The sequence below is a fragment of the Microbacterium sp. STF-2 genome, from assembly GCF_034650155.1.
In the GTDB taxonomy this organism is placed as follows: Bacteria; Actinomycetota; Actinomycetes; order Actinomycetales; family Microbacteriaceae; genus Microbacterium; species Microbacterium maritypicum_A.
Genome location: NZ_JARKMW010000001.1, coordinates 706,243 through 721,385, shown reverse-complemented (window position 1 = coordinate 721,385; position 15,143 = coordinate 706,243). Strand labels below are relative to the sequence as shown.

Below are 15,143 nucleotides of genomic sequence, written 5' to 3'. Positions count from 1 at the left end.
GTATCGTCAGTCGCACTCCCCGAGGAACCCGAGGTAGCAGACGGCCTCGTGAGTGACTGCTGCTTCGTAGTCGTTGTTCGAGACCTGTCGCGTCGCGACCTCCGGCGTGCGGGTGAGGTGGCCGAAGTCTCCGAGCGAGGCGACGACCGATCCTTCGGAGTCCTCCGCGCGCATGCGATCGATCTCGGCGCGATGCTGTTCGCAGAGCATCGCCGCGGCGGGAACGAGCTCGACGCCGGCGCAGGCTCCCGCATACTGGGCCTCCATCGCGTCGATGCAGTCGGTCCAGTCCTGATCGACGGCGCACGGGCTCACGCCGTCGTCCGCCACCAGGTACAGACCGGTCTCGTACTCCTCGCTGTGGAAGGTCTCGGGCTTCTCGGGCGCATCGACCTTCGTCCAGTGCCGGGCGGTGGTGAACGCCACCACCACGACGATGATCGCGAGCAGCAGCAGGGCACCGACGATGGACAGCGCGACCCAGAGACCGACCCGGCTCTTCTTCTCAGGTCCGCCGGGCACCGGGGCACCGGGAGAAGGGATCGCTGTGGTCGGCGTACCGGCGTACGCCGGCGGAGCGGATGCGAACGCCGCGGTCTGGGCGAAGTCGTGTCCGCCGAGCGGCACCGTCTCGGCGGCCGGGGGCGTCTCGGGTGCGGGGTACGCGGGAGCGGCAGGCTCCGTCTGCGGGTTCATGGACTGCCAGTACGCGTACCAGCTCCGGGCGGCGTGCGGGTCGGCCGCGACCTGCTGGGCTTCGGTGTCCGAGAGCCGGATGCCCAGCCCCTGCCGGGAACCGGCGTCCACCAGTGCGGAACAGAACTCCTCGAGTGACAGCGCCATGTTCGTGATGATGGCAGAAAGCCGCCTCGTCCGACAATCCGCTCGCGAACGCGATGTCTCCGGCATCCGCAAGAATATCGAGGTGATCGGTATGAGGAGCTTCTGGAACGCCCTTCCCACGGAGGGGCGGTGGTTGCTGTCGACGGTCGCGATCCAGACGCTCGGTCGCGGTATGACCCTGCCGTTCACGATCATCTATTTCCATGAGGTGCGCGGCTTCGACCTCGGCATCTCCGGAGCGCTGATGAGTCTCATCGCGATCACCGGGCTGATCGTCACAGGCCCCGGAGGGACGCTCATCGATCGCTTCGGCGCACGGCGGGTGCTGATCGTCGGGCTGCTGTCGATGATCGCGGGATGCGCGCTGCTGGCCTACGCCACCCATCCGGTTGTCGCCGCCGTCGCGGTCATGCTGATCGGGGTGAACTTCGGCGTCTCCTGGCCCGGCTTCAACGCCCTCATCGCCACGGTGGTCGAGGGAGAGGTACGTCAGCAGTACTTCGGTGTGAACTTCGCGCTCGTCAACCTGGGGATCGGCGTCGGAGGCGTGATCGGCGGCTTCTTCGTGGACGTGACCGATCCCGCCACCTTCACGACGATCTTCCTCGTCGACGCCGCGAGCAGCCTCATCCCGCTCGCGCTCCTCCTCGGACCGCTCCGCCGTGTGCGCACGCAGCACGACGCCGAGGCCGACGCCCCTCCGGTGGGCGGGTATCGAGAGATCCTGCGGCGGCCGGCCGTGCTCTGGCTGACTCTTCTGACGTTCCTTTCGGTCTTCATCGGATACGGCCAGATGGAGGCGGGCTTCCCGGCGTTCGCCCGCCAGGTGTCACAGGTGTCGACGCAGGTCGTCGGCATCTCGTTCGCCGTCAACACCGCGGTGATCGTGCTTCTGCAGTTCGCCGTGCTCCGGCTCATCTCCGGCAAGAGGCGCACGCGGGTGATGCAGGTGATGGCCCTCATCTGGGCCCTGTCGTGGGTGGTGCTCGGGGCGACGGGCTTCCTGCCGGACACAGTCGCCGCCGCCATCGGCGTCATCGCCTACATGGGAGTCTTCGCGTTCGGAGAGACGATGCTGCAGCCCACCGTTCCCGCGATCTACAACGATCTCGCGTCCGACCGCACGCGGGGCCGGTACAACGCGATCAATTCCGCGGCGTTCCAGGGCGGTGCGATCACGGGCCCGCTCGTGGCGGGTGTGATGCTCGGTGCGGGACTGGACATGGGGTTCATCGGCGTCATGATCGCGGGAAGCCTGGCGGTCGGTGTGCTGGCGCTCGTGCTGGAGCGGGTGGTACCACCGGCTGCGAACGGCGCACCCGACATCCATCGAACGGTCGACGTCGACGACGCACGGACGCAATAGGCTCCCCTCATGGCTCTGGAGTCCCTCTTCCTCCGTTTGGACCGGATCGCCGGTGGACGAAAGGCCGGCGTCGCGATCAGCGAGGCGGACCGCACGCATCCCAAGACCGTCCGGGCATTCACCTGGATTCTCTGGCTCCTGGTGGTCGAACTCGTCATCGGCGTCGGTGCGGTCATCGTCTCATTGGTGCTGGCGGTCGATGGCGAGTCGGTGTCGTTCGCGGTCTGGATGCGCACCCTCGTCGTGCTCGCGATGACCGCGACGTTGTTCTACTTCGCGTGGCGAGCGCAGCGCGGGTGGCGGTGGGCGTACCAGCGCCTGCGCCTGTTCGCCCAGATCTTCCCCGTGATCACGCTGGTCATGGCGGCGATCCCCGGCCTCTATCCGCTCTGGATGGTGTCGGAGCAGATCGTCTTCAGCCTGATCATGATCGGTATCGCCGACTTCCTGACGAGCGATCACATGCGCAGCACGTTCGCGGCACCGGACGTCGAGCCGACCGCGGAATAGCACGGTAGTCGCCGCGACGCCACTCCCTTCCGCGTATCCCACGGCGCCGCCATCCTCGATCGAAGGCATTCGAGGGAGGCAGCAGCATGGCGAGACTGATCCGTGTGGTTCCGGGGGAGGACCCGGGCTTCCGACGTGTGCGATCCGGATCCGGATTCCGCTACGTCGACCCGGCCGGTGAGACGGCGCCCGAGGCCGATCGGGAGCGGATCCACGACCTCGTGATCCCACCCGCGTGGCATGACGTGTGGATCGCGGCCGACCCGCTCGCGCACATCCAGGCGGTCGGCGTCGATGGCGCGGGACGCAAGCAGTACCTCTACCACCCCCTGTGGCGAGTCACCCGGGATCGCCGGAAGTTCGTGCGGGCGCTGGATCTCGCGGCCGCGCTTCCTCGAGCGAGGGCCCAGGTCACCCGTGCGCTCGCGCAGGAGGGGCAGACGAAGGAGCGCGCCCTCGCCGTCGCCTTCCGGCTTCTCGACGATGCGGCCCTCCGCATCGGGTCGGAACGGTATCTCGTCCGCCACGGGAGCCGCGGTCTCACCACACTGCGGAGGCGGGATGTGCGGGTGGAGGGGAGCGAACTGGCGCTCTCCTTCCCTGCCAAGAGCGGCCGTACGGCGTCGATCGAGATCACCGACGAGACGCTCGCCGAGGCGTTGACCGACTTCGCCGCGGGGAAGTCTGCGGCCTTCCTGCTTGCGTACCGCCGAGGGCGTCGGCGGGTACGCATCACACCCGCCGAGGTCAATGCGTACCTCCGAGATGTCACGGGTGCCGCTTTCACGGCGAAGGACTTCCGCACTCTTCACGGCACGATCATCGCGGCCGACGCCCTCGCTCGGATCGGTGAGCTCGACAGCCGCAACCACCGGAGCCAGGCGGAGCGCCTCGCCGTGCAGGCGGCGGCGACGGCGCTGGGCAACACGACCGCCGTCGCACGCGGAAGCTACATCGATCCACGGGTGTTCAGTCAGTACGCGCGCGGACGGACACTCGATCTCTCGGTGACCCCTGAGACGGCCATCCGGCGTCTTCTCGGCGGACCGCAGATCTCACGTAAGGTCACCCGACGAAGTGCAGCCAGACGACGGCGATGAGCATCGGCACCAGGGGCGTGGCCACTGCCAGGAGAACGGGCCACCATCGCACGCGCGTGTCGACCCCGCGTGCCCGATCGGCGAGAGTGTCGCCGTCGCGGCGGTAGGACGCCGGGTCCAGCGGTTCGGCGGCCTCGTCGTGATAGAGCATGGTGCGGCGTCCGAAGCGGTCGTACAAGGCAGCGATCACGGCGAGGAAGGCGCGCAGCTCTTCATCGTCGGTCAGGTCGACGGCGGGGAAGTACACGTGGAGCGTGCTGTCAATGATCTCCAGATCGAGGTCGGCGCTCTGGTCGAGGAGCACGACCATCAGGTCGGGTGTGAGCACGTAGAGCGCATCCGTCTCGTAGCCCGCCGGCACCGAAACCTCGAAGACGTCGCTGAAGTCGCCCTCGAGTCGAATCCGGGACGCGCCCGTCGGACGTCGGGGGAGCACGCTGAGTGCGCCGCCGCCGCGCCGTGATCGGAGCGTGATACGCGGCGCTTCGGAAGGAAGGGGGATCCGCACCGCCCGCACCGTGTGCATCGTCGCCCCCTCGCGGTCGCCGACGACGAACGTGCGCTCGATGCTGTCGAAGGGGAGGGCCGCGTGTCGCGCGTCCAGATGATCCCGTGCGGTTCGGGCGCCGCGATCGATCTGCTCATCGATGGAGCCACCCCACACGCGGTCGCCGATATCCGTGCGGAACTCCCAGCCGAGTGTCTCTGCGACGGCGGCGAGAGCGGCCCGATGTCGATGATGCCGACGAACGGCGATCGTCGACGAGGCGACGATCGCCGCGCAGAGAAGCATCGCGGCGACCTGCGCGAGCACGAGCGTCGCGCCGGTCAGGCCGAAGCCCACGGGCAGCAGGTAGAACGCGATCACGGCGGCGATGCCGACCGTTGCCAGCGACGACCCGATGAGGGCGAGGCCGCCCGGCACGCGCTCGTCGGCGTGCGGGGCGGACTCGCCTTCCAGGAGCGTCGGCACCGTCAGGGCTTGTACACGATGGCGATGTTCAGCTGATCGCCCTCACGTGCCCACGCGAGCCAACGCGGCTCGACCGTGCCGGTGAGTCGCTGGATCGGGATCACGTAGATCCCCTGGTCCAGCCGGCTCAGAGCGCGGAACTCGGGCTTCTTCGAGATCCAGATGGTGCTGCCCCCGTCCCAGGGCTCGAGGCAGGTGTACACATAGCCGTGTGCGCGCAGGTTGACCTGGTCGGCGAGGGCATCCGCTTGCTGCCGGAGTTCGGAGACGACCTCCGCGGGCACGGTTCCGTCGAGGGTGAAGGCCGCGACGTCGTACACGTTCCCCTCGCCGTAGTCCCGTGTGGTGAGCAGCGTCAGCTCCGTGACGCCCTTGTCGGCGGTGCGGGTCCACAGTGCGTGCGAGTTCTTGGCCCGCTTGTTCATCAGGAACCCGCCGAAGTTCATCTTCTGAAAGGAGAAGTCGTCGAGTTTCGCTGCGATCGCTGCACGTGTCGTCATGGGGTTTGTCTCCTCGTCCGGGAGGTCGCGGTCGGCCTCTCCGTCGAGCGAGCATAGGGGTGATGAGCACAGGGCAGTCCGACTCCGAACGAGCCCGAACGGCAGCCGTCTGTCGCCGCGACGGCGTGCCATAGGCTCGACCCATGCCCGCGCCGCGCACCCTCGACGAGCTCTGTCTGGGGCTCGGACGGATGCGCGCGAACGCGGGATCACCGTCGTATGCCGAGATCGCCCGTCGCATCGGCGGCCTGCGCGACGGCGCAGAGCCGCCCAAGGTGACCGTGTACGACTGCTTCCGCCCGGGGCGGAGGCGACTCGATGAACGCCTGGTCGGCGACATCGTGCTCGCCCTCGGCGGTGACGATGCCGAAGCCGGCATCTGGCGGGAGAACGCGCGTCTCCTCAACGGTGAGAGAGCGGGTGTGCACGTCGAGGTGACGCTCGATGTTCGGGACGCGGCGGGAGCGGACGTCGGACGGGAAGAGCTGCTGGCCTCGGTCCCCGAGGCCGAAATCCTCCTCCTCACCGGTCTGCCGGGAGCGGGGAAGACCACTCTCGCGACGGCGCTGGCCGGTCCGTCACCCGTGCTCACCGTGCATCTGCGCGAATCGGACGTGGATCGTCCCCGAGCCGACCCGATCGATGTCCTCCGGCGGATGCTGGGAGCCCTCGGCGTCCGCTCTCTTCCTTACGAGCTGTTGCGGCTGCGCGAAGGGCTGCAGTCCGCGGCGCGAGGCATGACCGTGATCATCGAGGACGCGGGCGATGCCAGGCGTCTCGCCGCGCTGCTCGTCCCCGGTGTGCGATTCATCGTGACGACGCGAGTCGACCTTGCCGACCTGGAGGAGCGGATCTCGGCGATGGGTGCACGCGTGGCGCGGGTCGTCGTCCCACCGATGACGAGCGCCGAAGCCCTCCGACTCCTCACCCATCTCCTCCGGGGGGATGATGCGTCGTCCGGGGCCGACGCCGATGCCGACGCCGACGTGAACGTCCACGCGGACGCGCTGCGCCGCATCGTCGCCGTCAGCGGGGGTCTCCCTCTCGATCTCGCGATGCTGGCGGGGATCGTGCGGGAGCACGAGGGCTGGTCGTTCCAGGATCTCGCATCGCGGTTCGAGCACGAGCCTCGTGATCTGCGCATCCGCTCCGTCCTGGAGGCGGCGACCCGGTCGCTGTCCCCCTCCGAGGAAGCCCTGCTCGCGGACGCCGCGCTGTTGGACAGGGACATCGACGAAGGAGTGCTCCTGGCCGCGGGCGGGGCGTCGTCCGCCCTCGATCTGCACCGGCTGCACGCCCGCCATCTGGTCGAACTGCGCGACGGCCGAGTGCACATGCACGACACGGTCTTCGCCTTCGCTGCGTCTCGGTCACGATCACTGCGCCCGTCGTCCACCCGCAGAGGGTTCGTGGAGAGGTCCGCGTCTGCGGTGCTCGCGCGGATCCACGAAGATCCAGACTTCGCCGCACGTGCGGTCACGACGGTGCTCGCGGTCGCGGCGGCGGCCCGCGAGCACGGCCTCGACTCCTCGGTGGAGCGGCTGGCGATCGAGGCGCATCCCGCGCTCTCACGCTGGTCGTTCTGGAACGAGTCGCTGCGGCTGCACGACCTCGCGTCGCGAGGAGAGGGGCTCGACCTGGTCCCGGACATCGCCCTCGGCATCGCGCACTGCGCCGAAAAGCTCGGGCGCCTCGACGAAGCGTTGGTGACCCTCAATCGCGTGCGCCGCATCGCCTCGGGTGCGGCGCTGGCGCGCACGTGGAATCAGATCGGCAACGTACAGCGCTGGATGAGTCACCTCGATGAGGCTGTGGAATCGTACGAACGAGCGATCGCGCACGCACGGGACGCGGGGGACCGGATCGTCGAGGGCCGTGCCACCGGGAATCACGCCGACACCCTTCGTATCCTCGCCCGCTATCCGGAGGCGCTGGAGCGCTACGCGAGTGCCCTGTCCATGGCGCAGGCCGAAGGCGATGAGCTCAACATCGCCGTCGTCCGTGGCAACCGCCCGCTCCTGCTCCTCGCCATCGGTCGACTCGATGACGCGGAGGTGGAGCTGCACGGGCTGTTGGACGAGTCGAATGGCGAGCCGCTGCCCTTCGTCCGGCGCACTCTGGCCCTCGTCGCGGAGGCACGAGGCGATGATGTGCGCGCCCGCGAGCTCTGTGCGACTGCGATGCAGACGCTGGCGACCGCGGGCGAGTATGCGACCTCTGCCGACCTCGTGCTCCTGCACGCGCGTATCGACGGACGAGCGGGAGATGTCCGGAAGGCGAAGGCTGCCGCGGAACAGATCCTCCGTGAGGCGGAGCGCGCGGGCTCGCCGTTGATCGCGACAGAGGCTGCGAACTCCCTCGCCGAGATCCTGCTGTCTGCGAACACGGAAGACGCGGCGGATGCGGGCGCGGTCCTGCACGAGGCCGAACGACACGCGCAGGAGGCCCGGAGCATCGCAGAGGCGACCGGTGATCGTGCCGAAGTGGCACGAAGCGATGCGATCCTCTCGTCCATCGCGCGGGTGCGAGAAGACGAGGAGTCTGCCGAGGCACGCGCTCACGCGTCGGCGCAGGTCTACGCCGAGATCGGGCATCGTCTCCAGAACGCCTGATCCGTCGCACGAGGGTCTGTCCGCCTCGCCTCCGGATGCCAGGATGGAAGCATGGACACAGCCAACCTCACCCGCGAGGAGACCGCAGCGCGATCCGCTGCCGTCACCGTGCACCGCATCCGCGTCGAGCTCGATCTGACCGGAGCGCCGGAGCGTGCTCGGACCGGGTTCCCCAGCGTGACGACGCTCGAGTTCGACGCGACCACCGACACGACGTGGCTCGACTTCATCGGCGAGGGCGTTCAGCGGGTCTCCGTGAACGGGGTCGACCAGGAGATCGTCTACGACGGGGCACGCATCTCGCTCTCCGGGCTCGCCGCGTTCAACCTCGTGCGGGTCGAAGCGGTCGGAACGTACAGCCGTTCCGGTGAGGGACTGCATCGCTTCCACGACCCCGTCGACGATGAGACCTATCTGTACACGCAGTACGAGCCGGCGGATTCGCGACGCGTCATGGCATGCTTCGAGCAGCCCGACATGAAGGCCGAGTACACCTTCGTGGTGGACGCGCCGACCGGATGGGAGGTGCTCTCCAACCAGTCTCCGACGCATACCGACCTCGGCGTCGGGGTGCAACGTGTGGAGTTCGCCCCCACGCTGCCGATCTCGAGCTACATCACCGCCGTCGCTGCGGGACCGTACTCCCGCGTGGATGGGGAGTGGCAGCGCGGCGAGCAGAGCGTCACGCTCGGGGTGTTTGTCCGGAGGTCGCTCGCTCCGCACCTCGAGGCCGAGGAGATCCTCGAGGTCACACGCCAGGGTCTCGACTTCTTCACCGACGCCTTCGCCTCCCCGTATCCGTGGGGCAAGTACGACCAGATCTTCGTGCCGGAATACAACCTCGGTGCCATGGAGAACCCCGGTCTGGTCACGTTCACGGAGTCGTACCTCTCCCGCGGCGCGGCGACCGATGCGCAGCGCGCGGCTCGCGCCAACACGATCCTGCACGAGATGGCCCACATGTGGTTCGGCGATCTCGTCACGATGACGTGGTGGGACGATCTGTGGCTCAAGGAGTCTTTCGCCGACTACATGGGAGCGCACGCCTCAGCGGTCGCGACGCGCTATCACGATGCGTGGGTCAAGTTCGCCGCGAGTCGCAAGGCATGGGCGTACCAGCAGGACCAGCTGCCGACGACGCACCCCATCGTGGCGGACATCACCGATCTCGAGGCCGCCAAGCTGAACTTCGACGGGATCACCTACGCCAAGGGCGCCGCCGTGCTCAAGCAGCTCGTCGCATTCGTCGGGGACGAGGCCTTCTTCGAGGGGGCGCGGCGCTACTTCGCCGTCAACGCGTTCGGCAACACCACCCTCGAGGACTTCCTGGTGCAGCTGAGCGCGGTGTCGGGGCGCGATATGAGCGACTGGTCCACGGCATGGCTGCAGACGTCCGGCGTGTCGACGCTCTGGACGGAGACCGACCCAGAGGGACGACAGATCCTCGTGCAGACCGACCCACGGCCGCATCGACTCCGGATCGGACTGTACGAGCGCGCGGACGGTCGTATCGTCCGCCGTGAGCAGCGCGAGCTCGACGTGGTCGGAGAACGCACGGAGCTCGACCTGCCCGAGGCCGATCTCGTTTTGCTCAATGACGATGACCTCACATACGTCAAGGCGCGTCTCGACGAGGGCTCTCTCGTCACCGTCGAGGAATCCCTCTCGGCGATCGACGATCCGCTGGCCCGTGCACTCGTCTGGTCGTCGTTGTGGAATGCGACGCGCGACGGCGAACTCGCCGCGCAGCGCTATCTCGCGATCGTCCGCTCCCATGCGCCTCACGAGTCCAATATCGGGCTGCTGACGGGAGTCCTCGCGAACGCGATCTACACGATCCGCCATTATGTCTCCGCGACCAGCCGCGAAGAGGAGCAGCGGAGGTGGACCGACGGCGTGTGGAGCGCGCTGGTATCCGCCGAGGCCGGCAGTGACGCGCAGCTCTCCTGGGCGCGGGCGTTCGCGACCGCATCCGCTTTCGACGACGAGCATCATGCACAGGTGCGAGCACTGCTCGAGGGTGATGCCCCGGAGGGACTCGTCATCGATCCCGACCTGCGCTGGCAGCTGCTCGGTGCGCTCGTCACCACCGGACATGCCGACCTGGCCGATGTGGCGGTCGAAGAGCAGCGGGATGACACGGGCGACGGTCGAACAGCCGCGCGCCGGGCTCGGGCATCGCGCCCGGATGCGGCGGTACGTCGCGACGCGTGGCAGTCCGCCTGGGAGGATCTCACGCTCAGCAACGATCACCTCGATGCCGAGATCAGCGGCTTCCGGGCCGGCGGGCGGCGCGACCTGATCGCCGGGTTCGACGCGGAGTACTTCGCCAGGATCGTCCAAGCCTGGGACGAGCGCAGCATCGAGATCGCACGACGGCTGGTCATCGGTCTGTTCCCTGCCGGGGACTCCCTGGACGCCGTCGACGCGTGGTTGGCTGCCAACACAGCGGCGCCTGCGGCGTTGCGGCGTCTCGTGGTCGAGCAGCGCGACCACCTCGCGCGGGACCTCCGGGTCAGGGCCGCACAGGACTGAGCCTGCGCGGCCCCGACTGCTCAGCGTCCGAGGGCCTCCTTGAGGGCCTTGCCTTCGCTACTCTCCGCCATCGTGTCCCACAGGTCGGCAGAGCTCAACGAGACGTACACCCCGGGCGCTCCTTGTCCGCCGCATCCGTCCCCGTAGGAGACGACACCGATCTGATAGGCGGTCTCGCGAGCGGGCGGCTGGCGGAAGAGGGGGCCGCCGCTGTCGCCCTGACAGGAGTCCTTGCCGACGACCCCGGCGCACAGGTTGACGTCGGGCCGGAAAGCACCGTAGCTGAGCTCGCACTCGGCAGTCGCGAGCATCGGCACCTGTACCTGACGAAGCCGGTCGGGGAAGTTGGCGAGAGCGGTGTCCGTGTTCCCCCAGCCGATGACGGTCGCACTCTGACCGGGGCGCAGCAGGGCGTCCGTCCCCTTGGTCGGCAGCTTCACCGGGACGATGCCCTGGACGGGCGCGTCCAGCACGAGGAAGGCGACGTCATAGGCACTGTCGCCGGCGAGGTAGCGAGGATGGACGATGGGCTCGGCGCCGGGGGACTCGGACAGCCCGCGTTCCTGTCCCTGCGTACCGTCGGACAGCACCGTACGCCCCACGACCACCGAGACGCCGTCGACGTCGATCGTCGGCAGACCGGTGAGGGAGTCCGTGCCGGTGACGCAGTGCGCTGCGGTCATCACCAGCGTCGGGCCCAGGAGCGAGCCCCCGCAGAAGGATTCGCCGCCGGCCTGGAGAGAAGCCATGAACGGGTAGGCGTCGTTCGGGACCGCCTGGCCCCCGATGATGCGCGACAGCGCGCGCTCGTCCTGGTCCGGTGGGGTCGTGCCGTCATTCGTCGTGGCGCCTGCTGCGGGCCCGATCAGCAGGCTGGCGCAGATGACGGCGGCGCCGGTAATCCCGGCGCCGAGAATCTTCTTCGTTCTGGATCGTACGGTCGTCATGGTGATCTCCGTTCAGATGAGTGATGGGTAACACGCTACTGCGCAGTCAGTACACCATGTCCGAAAACCTGTGGCAAGGATGAGCCCCGAACGTCGGGCGCCCGCCCGCGCGGCATCAGCAGGAGGAGGAAACTCCGGACAGCTCCAGAGCGGTGTCGTGGCCGAGCGCGCGCAGGTCCTCGCGATCGTCGCTCGAATGGCAGAGGATGGTCGCGACGGCTGCTGCCCAGGCGCGAGCGCGCATCCAGGTGGCGTCGTCGTATCTCGATGCCGTCGCGCGCCGGAACACGTGTCGGCCTTCGGTGTCGAAGGCGAGCCACCCCGCGGCGAGATCGTAGGCGGGATCGCCCGAGGTCACATCACCGAAATCGATCAGTGCGGAGAGGCGGTCGCCGTCGACGAGGATGTTGCCGGGGTGCAGATCACCGTGGATCCAGGTGCTCTCGGCTGCTGGTGCGGCGTCCAGGCCCGTCTGCCAGAGGGCGTCGAGAGGCTCCGCGAGCGCTGGGGCGAGGTCGGCGAGGCGCGAGCGGATGCTCTCATCGCGAGCACTCAACGGGACGCCGCGCACGGGGTTCCGGGGCGCATCGACGGGCGCGTCATGGTGCAGGGCGACGAGCACCGCGGCGAGGTCTGCCGCCCAGGAGGTGTTGTCGCGACGGGCGCGACCGAGCGCGTGGCTTCCTGGAAGCCACGGCACGATCGACCACGGCCAGGGGAACATCGGCGTGGGTGCGCCGGCGAACACCGGAAGAGGGGTGCGGACGTTCGTGGGGGCGAGGCGGAGGGCGATCGCAGGAAGGGCGCGCTGTTCGTGCCTGATCAGAGGCGCCGCGCGTTCGCGGCGGGGGATGCGCACCGCGAGGTCGGGCCCGAGGCGCCACGTGACGTTGTCCCATCCCTCAGCGACGCGCGTCAGGGGAAGCGCTGCCCATTGTGGCGCGACACCATGGAGGAGCTCTCGCACCTCACGCTCGGCGAGGGTGAGCTCGGCGGCGGGGGAGTCCGCCATGTTCAGAGATCGAGGGATTCGCCGGGCTCGAGGACGAAGAACTCGCCGCCGCCCTGCTCCGTGGCCCACTGCAGTCGCTGTCGGTGCATATTCCTGCCGATCACGGACAGCGTCATGTCGTGGGTGCCGAACGCGCGGCGCGGGGCGACAGCGAGCACGTAGTCCATCGCGTCACCGATCTTCAGCCAGGGGGCGCCGAGCGGCGCGGCCAAAGTGCCGACGGCGACGCCCTCGGGAACCGCGTAGGAGTCGCCGGGGTAGTAGAGCTCGTCGTTCACGAGGACCCCGACGTTCTCGACCGTCGGGAGAGAGGCGTGGATGACCTCGTGCGTTCCGCCGAAGAATCGCAGAGTGAATCCGCCGATCTCCACGGTGTCTCCGGGGGAGACCACCGTGATGTCGTATCCCTCGGCCGCGCGGGCGACACCCGCGGGCGCGAAGATCGGCGTTCCGGGCGCTGCGCGGAGGAGGTGGTCGAAGTGATCGGTCGTCCAGTGGTCCGGATGCTCATGGGTGATCACGATTCCCACCAGATCGGTGAGGTCGTTCAGGGGTGCCGTGAACGATCCGGGATCGATCAGAAGGGTCTTCTCGTTCGCATCGAGACGGAGGGCGGCATGTTCGAACTTGGTGACGCGCATGGCATGAGTCAACTCCTTCAGGTCGCCCACGGCAAACGGAATCGGTGCGCCACGCCCGGGATTCGTCTCAGGGCGGCGCCGATTTGGCGCAGTGAGAATCGCCGTGGCATACTTGAACGGTTGTCGCGCGACGGAAACGTTTCGCCAGACGGCCCCATCGTATAGCGGCCTAGTACGCTGCCCTCTCACGGCGGTAACGCGGGTTCGAATCCCGCTGGGGTCACACAACAGAGAAAGCCTCCGGTTCGCCGGGGGCTTTCTTGTTTCCGCCGCCCCGTGCCCGTGCGCTCAGACCGCGGGTTTCAACGACATCGCCCGGAAAGTCCGATTGCTCAAGGGCAGGATCATCAGCGCCATCATCGCGCCGCCGAAAATGGTGAACGGCACCCAGAGTGCGGTCGCGGAGGCGAGTGCGCCGAATCCGGCCATCGCGAGCGGCATGAGGCAATCGTCGCCGAGACGGGTGAGGGATCCCATGCGACCGAGATATGCGGTGTCGACGGTCGCCGAGAACGTCGCACTCAGCAGCACCGATGCGTACCCCGCGGTGGCGCCGATGACGAAGGCGGCGGTACCGACGGTCCATGCCGGCCCGAAGCCGAGCGCCACGATTCCGGCGCCCTGCACGACCAGCGCCCAGAAACCTGCCCGTGCTTCGTGCCGCGGGCGCCACTTCGCCACCGACACAGCCCCGAGTGCGGCGCCGAGGCCGAGCAGTGCCTCGAACAGGCCGACAGCCTGGGCGCCCCACCCCTCGTCATGCGCCCTGAGGGCGAGCCCGATCCCGACGGCGGGTCCGACGGCCAGGTTCAGCCCCGAGAGGGCGATCACGAGCGTGCGGGTCGTGGGGTTCGCGGAGAGATGGGCGAACCCGCGCGCGATGCCGCGCAGAGCGGTCTCCTTCTCCGCACGGGCGAGACGGAAGCGGGGGCGCAGCCAGATGGCGATGAAAGCGACCACCAGCGTGAAGGTCAGGGCGTTCACGGATGCGCTTCCGGCGAGACCGGCGTGCGCGACGACGAATCCACCGATCGCCGCGCCGCCCATGGTGCCGAGCCGAGACGCCGTCTGCGCCGCGGCGCCGTAGCTGGGGAGGTCGACGGCTCTGACCAGCTGGCGGGCGATCGTGCCCGCCGACGGCTCGTAGAACGCATCGCAGACGCCGAACGCGATCGCGGCGAAGAGCAGCACGGCGACAGAGGGAGGAGTCGTGAGCACCCAGACCGCGACGGCGACCAGGACGCCGACCCGGAGCACGTTGAACACGAGCATGATGCGACGGGCGTCTGCGCGGTCGGCGATCACGCCTCCGAACAGCAGGATCACCGCCCGGGGCACGGTTCCCGCGGCGACGATCAGTCCTGCGACGGCGGGAGAGGCGACCTGCACGGCCGTCCAGGCGAGGGCGATGGTCCAGAGTGCGTCGCCGGCATCCGAGAGCGCCTTCACGCCGATCCACGCGTGCACCAGGCGATCGCGGCGGAAGGCGGGGGGTGCGACGATCTCGACAGGGTCGCTGACGGTCGACATCACGGCGCCGCCGGGAAGGCGTGCGCGAACACGAAGACGGGAGCGCGGTCCTGGCCATCGTCGAGGTCGATGTCGTCCTGCCACTCCCGGATCGTCGTGAGGATCCGCGCGGAGAGGTCCCGCAGTTCCTCGGGTGACGCCCAGGCTGTGGTCTCGGTGTTCGAGCCGTCGTACCCGGCGAAGGCCGGATCGTGGCGACTGCGATGCCAGCGCTGGAGCCGATCGATCTGCATCCGGATGCCCTGTCGCTGGGCCTCTCTGGCGAGCAGGGCATCGGCGGGCGAATCGGCGTAGTCGTCGGTCGACCAGGTGAGGCCCCGACGCGCGACCTTCCACCAGCTGGTGCGTCTGTCGCCCGCAGGATCCGGGGCGCGTTCCACGACGCCGGCGCGCTCGAGCATGCGCAGGTGATGGCTGATGCTGCCGACCTGGCTGTCGAGTGCGCGGGCGATCGCGGTGACCTGCGCCGTGCCGTACAGGAGCAGGTAGTCGTAGATGCGACGGCGCAGCGGGTGATGCACGGCGGTGATCACGGAGATGTCTTCCACGGGAGACGACGCTAATCGCGGTGCAC

Annotated in this window: 13 protein-coding genes and 1 tRNA gene; 6 read left to right on the top strand and 8 right to left on the bottom strand. The window is 68.5% G+C overall.

Annotated features, from left to right (window positions below):
- Positions 1-6: 6 nt before the first annotated feature.
- Entirely contained in the window at positions 7-843 is an 837-nt protein-coding gene (locus MicroSTF_RS03500; protein WP_322953610.1) for a hypothetical protein, read from the bottom strand.
- Between MicroSTF_RS03500 and MicroSTF_RS03495 the strand changes: the two genes are divergently transcribed.
- The 3 genes from MicroSTF_RS03495 (at position 842) to MicroSTF_RS03485 (ending at position 3,819) form a co-directional block, all read left to right on the top strand.
- Positions 842-2,209 (top strand): MFS transporter, encoded by a 1,368-nt coding sequence (locus MicroSTF_RS03495; RefSeq protein ID WP_322953608.1) that lies wholly within the window; start codon positions 842-844, stop codon positions 2,207-2,209. The genes MicroSTF_RS03500 and MicroSTF_RS03495 overlap by 2 nt on opposite strands.
- Before the next feature lie 9 nt (positions 2,210-2,218).
- On the top strand, positions 2,219-2,719 hold the full coding sequence (locus MicroSTF_RS03490; protein WP_322953606.1) for a hypothetical protein: 501 nt from the start codon (positions 2,219-2,221) through the stop codon (positions 2,717-2,719).
- Between the two features lie 86 nt (positions 2,720-2,805).
- Complete coding sequence (locus MicroSTF_RS03485) at positions 2,806-3,819, top strand: DNA topoisomerase IB (RefSeq protein WP_021200409.1); 1,014 nt, start codon at positions 2,806-2,808, stop codon at positions 3,817-3,819.
- Here MicroSTF_RS03485 and MicroSTF_RS03480 read toward each other — a convergent pair.
- Positions 3,785-4,792, bottom strand: a complete 1,008-nt coding sequence (locus tag MicroSTF_RS03480) for a hypothetical protein (RefSeq protein ID WP_322953604.1) — start codon at positions 4,790-4,792, stop codon at positions 3,785-3,787. The two genes, MicroSTF_RS03485 and MicroSTF_RS03480, sit on opposite strands and share 35 nt — an antisense overlap.
- A gap of 2 nt (positions 4,793-4,794) precedes the next feature.
- Complete coding sequence (locus tag MicroSTF_RS03475) at positions 4,795-5,292, bottom strand: hypothetical protein (protein ID WP_322953602.1); 498 nt, start codon at positions 5,290-5,292, stop codon at positions 4,795-4,797.
- 143 nt (positions 5,293-5,435) lie between these two features.
- Between MicroSTF_RS03475 and MicroSTF_RS03470 the strand changes: the two genes are divergently transcribed.
- Positions 5,436-7,904, top strand: a complete 2,469-nt coding sequence (locus MicroSTF_RS03470; protein ID WP_322953600.1) for a tetratricopeptide repeat protein — start codon at positions 5,436-5,438, stop codon at positions 7,902-7,904.
- 51 nt (positions 7,905-7,955) lie between these two features.
- Positions 7,956-10,439 carry an aminopeptidase N gene (pepN, locus tag MicroSTF_RS03465; RefSeq protein WP_322953599.1) on the top strand — a complete coding sequence of 828 codons (2,484 nt, stop codon included), beginning with the start codon at positions 7,956-7,958 and terminating at the stop codon, positions 10,437-10,439.
- A gap of 20 nt (positions 10,440-10,459) precedes the next feature.
- Here pepN and MicroSTF_RS03460 read toward each other — a convergent pair whose 3' ends face one another.
- The 3 genes from MicroSTF_RS03460 to MicroSTF_RS03450 form a co-directional block, all read right to left on the bottom strand.
- Positions 10,460-11,386, bottom strand: a complete 927-nt coding sequence (locus MicroSTF_RS03460; protein WP_208323568.1) for a S1 family peptidase — start codon at positions 11,384-11,386, stop codon at positions 10,460-10,462.
- A gap of 115 nt (positions 11,387-11,501) precedes the next feature.
- Entirely contained in the window at positions 11,502-12,398 is an 897-nt protein-coding gene (locus MicroSTF_RS03455) for an aminoglycoside phosphotransferase family protein (protein WP_322953597.1), read from the bottom strand.
- A gap of 2 nt (positions 12,399-12,400) precedes the next feature.
- On the bottom strand, positions 12,401-13,039 hold the full coding sequence (locus MicroSTF_RS03450) for an MBL fold metallo-hydrolase (RefSeq protein WP_322953595.1): 639 nt from the start codon (positions 13,037-13,039) through the stop codon (positions 12,401-12,403).
- Positions 13,040-13,189: 150 nt separating this feature from the next.
- Between MicroSTF_RS03450 and MicroSTF_RS03445 the strand changes: the two genes are divergently transcribed.
- Positions 13,190-13,262 (top strand) — tRNA-Glu (locus MicroSTF_RS03445).
- Positions 13,263-13,327: 65 nt separating this feature from the next.
- On the opposite strand, the gene MicroSTF_RS03440 is transcribed toward MicroSTF_RS03445, so the two are convergent.
- Entirely contained in the window at positions 13,328-14,569 is a 1,242-nt protein-coding gene (locus MicroSTF_RS03440; RefSeq protein ID WP_021200417.1) for an MFS transporter, read from the bottom strand.
- Positions 14,569-15,117 carry a helix-turn-helix domain-containing protein gene (locus MicroSTF_RS03435; protein WP_322953592.1) on the bottom strand — a complete coding sequence of 183 codons (549 nt, stop codon included), beginning with the start codon at positions 15,115-15,117 and terminating at the stop codon, positions 14,569-14,571. Before MicroSTF_RS03435 ends, MicroSTF_RS03440 begins: the two co-directional genes overlap by 1 nt.
- Between the last annotated feature and the right edge of the window lie 26 nt (positions 15,118-15,143).

Bases quoted from the DNA above. Each gene is read 5' to 3' on its own strand.
- MicroSTF_RS03495 (WP_322953608.1), top strand. From the start codon at position 842: ATGTTCGTGATGATGGCAGAAAGCCGCCTCGTCCGACAATCCGCTCGC.
- MicroSTF_RS03475 (WP_322953602.1), bottom strand. From the start codon at position 5,292: ATGACGACACGTGCAGCGATCGCAGCGAAACTCGACGACTTCTCCTTT.
- MicroSTF_RS03455 (WP_322953597.1), bottom strand. From the start codon at position 12,398: ATGGCGGACTCCCCCGCCGCCGAGCTCACCCTCGCCGAGCGTGAGGTG.
- MicroSTF_RS03490 (WP_322953606.1), top strand. From the start codon at position 2,219: ATGGCTCTGGAGTCCCTCTTCCTCCGTTTGGACCGGATCGCCGGTGGA.
- MicroSTF_RS03450 (WP_322953595.1), bottom strand. From the start codon at position 13,039: ATGCGCGTCACCAAGTTCGAACATGCCGCCCTCCGTCTCGATGCGAAC.
- MicroSTF_RS03470 (WP_322953600.1), top strand. From the start codon at position 5,436: ATGCCCGCGCCGCGCACCCTCGACGAGCTCTGTCTGGGGCTCGGACGG.
- MicroSTF_RS03440 (WP_021200417.1), bottom strand. From the start codon at position 14,569: ATGTCGACCGTCAGCGACCCTGTCGAGATCGTCGCACCCCCCGCCTTC.
- MicroSTF_RS03500 (WP_322953610.1), bottom strand. From the start codon at position 843: ATGGCGCTGTCACTCGAGGAGTTCTGTTCCGCACTGGTGGACGCCGGT.
- pepN (WP_322953599.1), top strand. From the start codon at position 7,956: ATGGACACAGCCAACCTCACCCGCGAGGAGACCGCAGCGCGATCCGCT.
- MicroSTF_RS03460 (WP_208323568.1), bottom strand. From the start codon at position 11,386: ATGACGACCGTACGATCCAGAACGAAGAAGATTCTCGGCGCCGGGATT.
- MicroSTF_RS03485 (WP_021200409.1), top strand. From the start codon at position 2,806: ATGGCGAGACTGATCCGTGTGGTTCCGGGGGAGGACCCGGGCTTCCGA.